The organism is Bacillus sp. SA1-12 (assembly GCF_000981385.1).
Lineage (GTDB): Bacteria > Bacillota > Bacilli > Bacillales > Bacillaceae > Metabacillus.
Genome location: NZ_LATZ01000009.1, coordinates 149574 through 158715, shown reverse-complemented (window position 1 = coordinate 158715; position 9142 = coordinate 149574). Strand labels below are relative to the sequence as shown.

Annotated in this window: 9 protein-coding genes; 4 read left to right on the top strand and 5 right to left on the bottom strand. The window is 32.7% G+C overall.

The annotated features are described in order from the left end of the window. From WQ54_RS08685 to WQ54_RS08670, 4 genes are all read right to left on the bottom strand, one after another. The coding region (locus WQ54_RS08685) for an IS1182 family transposase (RefSeq protein WP_046515026.1) at nucleotides 1–384 on the bottom strand (384 nt) is incomplete at its 3' end. Between the two features lie 145 nt (nucleotides 385–529). Beyond that, nucleotides 530–1402, bottom strand: a complete 873-nt coding sequence (locus tag WQ54_RS08680) for a YitT family protein (RefSeq protein WP_046515024.1) — start codon at nucleotides 1400–1402, stop codon at nucleotides 530–532. Nucleotides 1403–1699: 297 nt separating this feature from the next. Then, the gene (locus WQ54_RS08675; protein ID WP_331435089.1) at nucleotides 1700–2284 is read right to left on the bottom strand and encodes a YitT family protein; all 585 of its coding nucleotides are present in this window, start codon (nucleotides 2282–2284) and stop codon (nucleotides 1700–1702) included. Between the two features lie 860 nt (nucleotides 2285–3144). After that, nucleotides 3145–3603, bottom strand: a complete 459-nt coding sequence (locus tag WQ54_RS08670) for a DinB family protein (RefSeq protein ID WP_046515021.1) — start codon at nucleotides 3601–3603, stop codon at nucleotides 3145–3147. Nucleotides 3604–4186: 583 nt separating this feature from the next. On the opposite strand from WQ54_RS08670, the gene WQ54_RS08665 reads away from it, so the two are divergent. The 4 genes from WQ54_RS08665 to WQ54_RS08655 all read left to right on the top strand — a co-directional run bounded on the left by WQ54_RS08665 (nucleotide 4187) and on the right by WQ54_RS08655 (nucleotide 6865). Beyond that, the gene (locus WQ54_RS08665; RefSeq protein ID WP_046515018.1) at nucleotides 4187–4396 is read left to right on the top strand and encodes a hypothetical protein; all 210 of its coding nucleotides are present in this window, start codon (nucleotides 4187–4189) and stop codon (nucleotides 4394–4396) included. Nucleotides 4397–4480: 84 nt separating this feature from the next. Beyond that, nucleotides 4481–4825, top strand: coding sequence for a helix-turn-helix domain-containing protein (locus WQ54_RS08660; protein ID WP_046515015.1), 345 nt, complete (start codon nucleotides 4481–4483; stop codon nucleotides 4823–4825). Nucleotides 4826–6048: 1223 nt separating this feature from the next. Further along, nucleotides 6049–6222: a hypothetical protein gene (locus WQ54_RS34235; protein WP_197089569.1), complete on the top strand. Its 174-nt coding sequence runs from the start codon at nucleotides 6049–6051 to the stop codon at nucleotides 6220–6222. 442 nt (nucleotides 6223–6664) lie between these two features. After that, entirely contained in the window at nucleotides 6665–6865 is a 201-nt protein-coding gene (locus WQ54_RS08655; protein WP_046515012.1) for a cold-shock protein, read from the top strand. Nucleotides 6866–7192: 327 nt separating this feature from the next. Here the strand turns inward: WQ54_RS08655 and mutL are convergent, their stop codons facing one another. Next, entirely contained in the window at nucleotides 7193–9097 is a 1905-nt protein-coding gene (mutL, locus tag WQ54_RS08650) for a DNA mismatch repair endonuclease MutL (protein WP_046515009.1), read from the bottom strand. Nucleotides 9098–9142: the final 45 nt, after the last annotated feature.

Genomic DNA, 9142 nt, shown 5'->3' with positions numbered 1-9142 from the left:
ATGGTAAAAAATCTTCTCAAAAAGATCAGTGTCTTTAAATCGTCTCTCATAATTTTTACCGAAGGTGGAAAAGTGGGGAATCTTTTTATTGAAGTCAAAACCTAAAAACCAGCGATACGCAACGCTCGTATCAATCTCATCTATTGTTTTTCTCATTGATTTAATTCCGAATACATATTGAATAAAGACCATCTTTATTAACACAACAGGGTCGATACTTGGACGACCATTATCCAAACAATACAAATCTTCAACTAGGTCATAAATAAAACTAAAATCAATAGCGGCTTCAAGCTTTCGAACAAGATGATTAGCAGGAACTACTTCATCAAGTGCAATCATCGATATTTGATAACGACCTTCCATTGATTGTTTCGATAACATATATTTGCACCCCTCAAACCAACTTTACTTCTTTATTCGACAAAAAAAGCTTGTAGACCTGCCTGAATATCAGACTTTGTCTACAAGCTGACACCTTTTTAGCAAAAAGGTGTTTTTTTGTGTTAACTAATTTACCTATTTTTATTTAATGAATATTATGTTTTCTGAAATTACCGCCTTTAACTTCTGCTACGTCATATACCGTAACAAAGGCAGTATCATCGATTTCATTGATGATTTCTTTCATTTTGCTTTCTTCTAGACGATTAATAACACATGTGATTTCCTTAAATTTTTCATGTGAATAACCTCCGTAAACCTCGTTATATGTCGCACTTCGGCCTAAACGGTCACGTATGGTCTCTACCATTAATTTAGGTTGAGTAGTAATAATTTTAAAGGTTTTAGAGCCGCTTAAACCTTCTTCAACGATGTGAATCACTTTAGAAGCAATAAAGTAAGCAATTGCTGAAAGAATCGCTCCTTGTAGACCGAATACGGTTGAAACGACAATAAAGACAAACGTGTTTAAGAAAAGAATGAAATCACTTGTCCCAAATGGTAACTTTCGAGATAGAAGAACAGCCAGCATATCAATTCCATCTAATGCTCCGCCATTACGCAATGCTAACCCCATCCCAAAACCGAGGATAATACCGCCAACAACAGTAATTAATAAAGTATCCCCCTCAATAATAGCTGGAGTATGATGCATAAGGATTGTACCAACAGCTAGGGAAGCTATTCCGATAATGGAATAAATTGCGAAATCTTTACCAATTTGTTGATAGCCTAGCCAGATAAAAGGAAGGTTTATAATTGCTATTAGAACTCCTAATGGCAATCCAAATAGTTGTGAACCAACGATACTAAGACCGGTAACACCTCCATCTGATACGTTATTTGGGATTAATACGGCTTCTAATCCATACGCTGCTATAAATCCACCAATAATTACCATCAATCCTCGTAAAATCAATTTTAGTTTTTTAGGCTTTTGCTTTTTGATTGTACTCATATAATTCCTCACTTCTAAAATTTTATCTAAATAATTTTACCATAAAATTCATCTGTAATTATTCTAAAAGGGTTATTTAAGTTCAATCCTTCACAATCTTTTATGCACTAATAAACGAACATATCATTTCTGTCCCTTTCCAAATCCTTAATAAATGACAATAAAAATGAAAATGGAGCTTTCCTTTTTATTGGAAAGCTCCCATTTATTGATAATTAATGATGAAAAAATATTAGTATGAATGTAAAATTTCCACGAGTCTCAAATGAAGTGTTAACTTAATTAGTTTACAACTCCTTATTTCATATGGATACTCGGCTTAGTGATCATCGAAGTAATTATTCCAATAATACTAATATTCAAGCAAGAAAAAATGATTGTTTTTATTCCCAGCGTATTAAAACCTGCTGTTACAATTAGCCCGTCTATTATCAAAATAATAACTCCTATATTGACAGACAAAGCCTCCGAGATAATTAAAGCTAACAAGTCGGTTCCGCCAGTGCTTGTTTTATATCGAAGCATGAGCCCTACTCCGATTCCAATTATTATTCCACCTAATAATACACTTATATAAATTGAAAGCAAAAATTGGGTTCTTAAAGGAGCTAACCAATCAATCATTGTAGAAACAACAATTAAACCTAGAAAGCTATTATAAAAGAATGAGCGTTTATAGATCCAAGCATATATGAATAGAGGAATACTTAATAAAAACATAGATAAACCTGTTGGAAAACCCAAATAATAATGTAACATGAGAGCAATTCCTGTTATCCCTCCGTCTAACAGATGATGGGGAACTAAGAAACCATTTATTCCTACGCCTATTAACAAACTACCTATAATTATAGCAGCAGTCTTCTGAAAAATATAAATCACCTTTTTAATTTTTTACTATAAATGTATGTACAAGCATGTTATTTCAGAACTGGGCTAGAATAAACTCCGTATCGAAATTTCAGACATTGAGCACCTGATATATCATCAATTAAATGACAATAAAAAGATACCTCCTAATAAAATGAGGAGGTATTGTGAGAATAGTTTCAATTTAGATTTAACTCTTATCCAATTCTTTACTCTTCTTTTGTAAAGAATTTTTAAGTATTAAACCATGAATAGTTATTACTAATAATATAAATAAGAGTAGTCCCTCAAGTATAAATTTAATAATCATTCTATCCCTTCCTAAAAGTTACAGTTAAAAATCCATCATATACTTAATAATTTCTAAATTACATTAAAACACTTTTAATCATCGGTAAAAAATATGAATTAGTTTTTTTGATCAATCACCTATTTTCAAAAATAGGCTTTATTACACCATTCCAACAGATCTTCACAGTATTGTTTTTGATTCTTAAATTAAAATCAACTCCTTTAGTGGATTTCTTCCCTTCATATTTGTTCGCAATTTCATATTATGTTCCACTAATGTCCCAGGAGTAGACATTTTACCTAAATATCGCCAAAAAAGGTGTGACAAAAACCAAAGGTCCAATTAGAAAGTAAATGGTGCCGTTCATCTTCAACTATTCTCCCAATAGCAAAATAAGACTTCAATAAAAAGGTATTGCTCCTTCTTGGAACAACTCGCCGGTTGTTTAATGGGCTTCAAAACTTTTAAGGCACCTAATACTCGAGGGTATTAATTATGTTTTGAAAATTTATCTAAAACATTCTTTGCAACCTAATACATTCCGCCTTAAAGAAGTAAAGCACCTAATATTTTAAAAAAATTATCCTCTGACACCCTCTTCTGAATTCCATGAACCTTGTAATTTCCTTATATAAAGAATTTGCCCTGTATGATATGTAGTATGAATAGTAAGGTGAGCAATTTCAGAAGCCCAGTTATCAAGTTTTTTTTCATCGGCCTCTTTAACAGCTTTGTTCCACTCAGACATAATTTCATTTATTTGTTTAACGGTTGCATCCCAATTCCTTCCTTCCACACTTCTAAATGTATTGTTCTCAGTAACTTTTGCGTTTTTTATGTCTTTAAATCGATTTAAAAAACGTTGATTATAGTATATTAAGTGATTTGTAATTTCGACTATTGAATTAGTTGTTTCGTTCGGCTTCCAGATTGCTTGTTCCTCGGTTAGACCATTAATTGAGTTTATTAAAGAGACAAACCAGGTGTTTTGGGTATGACAGGCACTTAACTGTAATAATAAAATTTCTTTAGTATTCATTTTTTTACCTCCTGCACTTATAAATAAAATTCTCATTTTTTCATACTTATAAGTTTATTCTACAATTGAATACGTAGTCCTGCTTGTTGGTTGACTTATAAGTTTTTATACAATACATCGGAATTCTAGTCGTTTTTTATGCATAATAAACATTATCTTTCATTCGTGATTTAGCAGAATGGATTTCTTATATTATTTTTTATAAAGTCACTTTTAAATAATTTGTTATTTTAATCATTTTCTTTATTCCCATCCATATAATATTATTAATTTTGTTTAAAGGTGGGATTATATGATGATTGTAAAAAAAGCACAATCAATCTTAAAGTTTTGTCCTCAATGTGACAAAGAAATGCCATATCAGAATAATTATGTGTCAGGCACTATTTACTGTGTTAAATGTGGATATTGTTATTCAAAACAACAATGACATAAAACATTTATAATCAGTTTACATAAGCAATAATGATCAAAATAACAAATAACCTCACTCTTCCATGGTGAGGTTTTCGTGTTATTTTAATTTCCACTTGATAGTACGAACGTTTGTTCTTATAATATTTAATAAAGGAGCGTGATTTTTATGTATAGTGATCTTGAAAGGAAAATTTTCCGCATTTACTTTAATCATTCCATACATGGTAAAAACCCTACACTTAAAGAATTGATGAAATTGACAAGAAAATCAGAAGTAGATGTAAAAGAAACTGTGGAGATACTAATGCAAAGAGGCTTATTGATTATGGACGAGCAAAATAATTTGATTGCAAATAGGATAAAAGTCATTAATTAATAATATTTACAAAAATTAACCTTTACTTAACAATTTCTTAAAATTAATATTTTACTCTTAGAACAAAAGCCTAAGAGGTGTAAAATGCATATCGGTGAAAGACTTAAAGTAATTAGATTAGCAAGAGGACTTACTCAAGAAGATGTTTCAGAAATAATTAATGTAGACAAAGGAATCATTTCCAGAGCCGAAAGAAGCTCAAATGTCGGAAGTTTACTATTGAGGAAACTTTGTATAACTTATAATGTTTCTCCTTCTTATGTTTTGGAATTGGAAGACAATCAATTTGATTTAGAAGCAAAATGGACTCGATTAATTAATTTAGCTGAGAACAATAATTTATCTTATAATGATGTATTTATTATAGTAAAGAATTTCATTAGAACAAATAAAGAAATAAAGTCTGAATCAGTAAAAGCCCCTTCCTAGTATGAGGGACTTTTACTTTTTTACATATCCATTTAAATTATTGGGATACTATATATTCTCGATAAGTATATAGTAGAGGATTGAATTTATTTGGATCATTCAGTCAATCCCGTCTTAATTGGATTTATAGTATTGTTAATATCATTTTTTTTATTTTTTTATTTAAAGTCAGCAAGAAAAAAGAAAAAGAACCATGAATTTGATGGTGATGAAATCGTAGTTGAAAAGCAAGATGAACTACCAAGAAATAAATAAAAAATCACCCCTCTTCCTTTCCAAAGAAGAGGGCTTCCTACATTAGAAAAAATAAGGTCATATTTTTTCATTGACATATAGATTTATTCATGTAGTAAGTAATACATACCATAAACCACCAATTACGCACATTAAGCCATGCTACAAATTCTTTTCTGAAAGATTTTATTCAAATTACTTTATTTCTAATAATTCTTTACTGACCTGTTGCCAACCAATTTGAACCGTCCCAAATTAAAGTGATTGCCTGTGTGTAACCATGTCTGCAATTGATAAACAAACTCGAAAACACGTTTCCGTACCCTTGGGCAAACCCACTTACATTTGTATTTGCACTTCTTCCATAGCTTTCATAATGTTTTATCATTACATTTACGTTTATTCACTTTTCTTCTTACATATTTTCCCCTCTTAATCAAATTGGTAAACATCAATACGTCAACCAATTTTTACTACAACAAACCAATACAAGCAATGGAAAAGGACATTTTACTATCAGATGATACAGCAGAAGAATGAAAAACATATGGAATAAAGAACACAATACCTTAAAGATGGTTTAAAAATAAATGATTACCATTTAATTGTTTTAGCTGATGGTGAAAAACCTGTGAGTTTATTAGAGAAAGATTTTGGGATGCAAAACTAAAAATTCTATTAGCTGTTTCATTACACCAAACGTATTTTTGCCAACTCACCATCAACGGTCATTCATTCTCTCTATTGGAACACTTTAACTGCAGCTTAACAACCATGTCTAAAGATGCCTTCAAAACCTCTAGTAAGTGTTATATCTATATTCACTGTTGATAAGAATTCTTTATATGAAGATTTCTTTACAACTCCTTTTCTATATGCTAAGATTTGTTGAAACATAGGTATAAAAAATACTCTACTTATGTTTATCGTTTTAGTTTGTTAGCCAAGGATAAGTTAATCATGATAACTTGGAAAGGGAGGAATGTTGTATGGATGTTTCATTAACATCAGCGGAAGTCATTGCTCAGATCCAAAAGTTACAGAACGAAGGTAAATCTCTACGGAAAAAAGAGATAAAACAACTTTATCCTGATTTAATGCGGAGTGCTTTGTATTATTATCCAAGTTGGCAACATGCCCTAGAGGAAAGTAAAGTAGGTTAAATTATCTAATCCAGTTAAGTCATTAGAAACATGAAAATCTTTAACTAAATGGCCATCCAATTAGGATGGTTTTTTATTTTGTAAATATCACTCATTTTAATTTATCTTAGTTTCATCCAAAATTTAAGCAACCTAATTTGTTATTTTATGATCCTCATCTTAAATGATCATTATTTTGACCACTTTAAAGCGGGAAGTATCAATTTAACCAAATGACCTCTATTCTTTAAAAATCCTTGGGATTGTATCAATTCCTGGTTAGAATTTTACCATTAAATTATATATCCATTTGCTTTTCCAAAAATTATCTGTTATTCTAAATAAGAATTATTTTTGTTCGGTCTGTAAGGAAAGATAAGTATTTAAACTTTTCGCCTTTGATATCTAATTGAGCAAGGATAGTAATAAACAGTGGATCTATTCCACACAGGAGGCAACAAACATGCAACAAGGTACAGTAAAATGGTTTAACGCAGAAAAAGGTTTTGGATTCATCGAAGTTGAAGGCGGCAGCGATGTATTCGTTCATTTCTCAGCTATCCAAGGCGAAGGATTTAAATCTTTAGACGAAGGTCAAAAAGTGACTTTTGATGTAGAACAAGGTCAACGTGGACCTCAAGCAACTAACGTACACAAAGCATAATTAATGAAGAAAAGGACTCTAATTCATTTTAGAGTCCTTTTTTATTTTAGACAATAAAAAATCCCCACTCAATAATGAATGGGGCAGGAAAACATGAAACTGGTATTAAAATGGTTAGGTAAAGCATAACACACTATTTGTAGAATACCTAATTAATTTAAAAATAAAATGTGAAAAAACATCATCAAATGGGACTTACAACTTTAAATATGACTGCTGATGTTTATCTCCATATTACAAAAAATATGAAGAAGAGAATGTTTTAAAACTTGAACGTTATTTAAACAGTTAAGTGACAAGAAATTTTCAAAGCCGCTAAAAACCTTACTACATCACACGCTTAAACATTTTTTCCATTTCATATGTTGAATAATGGACGATGATTGGCCGACCGTGCGGACAAGTAAATGGGTCGGTTGTCTTTCGCAAGGTTTCAAGCAGGGCAAAAATTTCATCATTACGCAAATGGTGATTAGCCTTAATTGATGCTTTACAGCTCATCATAATCGCCGCTTCTTCACGAAGTTTTTTTATCTCAATTTTTTTCTCATCAAGGACTTGCTGGATAATTTCTTCGATCGTTGATGATTCTTCTCCTCGAGGAAACCATTGTGGATGCGATCTGACGATATAGCTGTTACGGCCAAAGGGCTCCAGAAAAATGCCGACACTAGCAAGTATATCAAGGTGTTCCTCTATAATCATTGCTTCATCATTCGAATACTCAAATGTCAAAGGTACTAATAGCTCTTGAACTTCAGATTGGATCTCTCCTACTTTTTCACGGTAAAATTCATATTTAATTCGTTCTTGAGCAGCGTGTTGATCAATAATATAAAGCCCGCGCTCGTTCTGCGCTAGTATATATGTTCCATGCATTTGTCCAATAGGGTACAACGGCGGGACACGTTCAGTCATATCAGAAACTGGCTCCTCCTGTTGCTCATCATGCTCTGCCGCGTAATCCACCTGTACCTCTACTTCAATTGTTTCTTCCCATGTTTCTTCATGGTCAACCCCTTCAAATGGATTCATAGCTTCGGCAACCTTCCATTCCTTGGATGGAGGCTCAGGAATGGAAGGTGATTTCACAGGCTCCTTTGTTTTAAGAACCTTTTGTTGATTAGCATATTCAATTGGCTGTATGCTTGGCTTCAATTCGGAAGAATGATCAAAAGTAAATTGCTGCTGCTCATCGATTAGTTTCACTTTTTGTTTTTTAGGAGTTTCTACAGACGGAATGAGCTGCTCCTGTCTGAAGACTTCTCGGATCCCATTCGTTATAAGCTCATTTAATTCGGTTTCTTTACTAATTCTTACCTCAAGCTTCGATGGATGAACATTGACATCAACTAAAATGGGATCCATTTTTATTTCCAGGAATACAATAGGAAAGCGGCCGATCGGCAGCAAGGTATGATATCCCTGTTGAATCGCTTTTACTAATGGATAATTTTTAATAAAACGGCCATTTATAATAGTCGAGATATAATTTCGCGATGCCCTCGTTATCTCTGGAAGTGCGACATACCCGCTTACTTCAAAGTCTAACGACTCCAGTGAAACTTTCTTCATCTTTTTAGCAATCCCTATCCCATAAATGGCTGCAAGCACTTGACGTACGTCACCATTCCCATTCGTATGTAACAGCTTTTTGCCATTATGAACGAGTCTGATGGAAACATTTGGATGTGCCAGGGCAATGCGATTGACAATATCGGTAATATTCCCTAACTCGGTATGAACACTTTTCATGTATTTTAAGCGGGCGGGAGTATTAAAAAAGAGATTTGTTACGGTAATATCCGTACCTTTTCGACTTGATGTAGATTCATGCTTTTCTATTTTCCCCCCGGTTAAAACAAGGTTCGTCCCTGCCCCATTTCCTGTGCTGGTTTTTATATCAAGCATTGAAACAGATGCGATACTTGGGAGGGCCTCACCTCTAAACCCCAACGTTCTAATACGGAACAGATCGTTTTCATCCTTGATTTTACTTGTTGCATGACGATGAAACGCATTTAAGCAGTCATCTTGTTCAATTCCTTCACCATTGTCCAATAAACGTATTTTTCCTAAGCCGGCTTCCTCAATATCAATTTCGACGACCGTGCTATTTGCATCAATCGCATTTTCTAATAGCTCTTTTACAACAGATGCAGGTCGTTCCACTACCTCACCTGCAGCAATTTTATTTGATAGTTGGTCATCCAGGCGAATAATCTTCCCCAAGTTTCTCACCGCCTTTTAAAAGATAATAAGGGATAGATTTATATG

Coding starts and splice junctions, on each gene's coding strand:
- WQ54_RS08680 (WP_046515024.1), bottom strand. CDS start 1,402: ATGAGTACAATCAAAAAGCAAAAGCCTAAAAAACTAAAATTGATTTTA.
- WQ54_RS08670 (WP_046515021.1), bottom strand. CDS start 3,603: ATGAATACTAAAGAAATTTTATTATTACAGTTAAGTGCCTGTCATACC.
- WQ54_RS08665 (WP_046515018.1), top strand. CDS start 4,187: ATGTATAGTGATCTTGAAAGGAAAATTTTCCGCATTTACTTTAATCAT.
- WQ54_RS08660 (WP_046515015.1), top strand. CDS start 4,481: ATGCATATCGGTGAAAGACTTAAAGTAATTAGATTAGCAAGAGGACTT.
- WQ54_RS34235 (WP_197089569.1), top strand. CDS start 6,049: ATGGATGTTTCATTAACATCAGCGGAAGTCATTGCTCAGATCCAAAAG.
- WQ54_RS08655 (WP_046515012.1), top strand. CDS start 6,665: ATGCAACAAGGTACAGTAAAATGGTTTAACGCAGAAAAAGGTTTTGGA.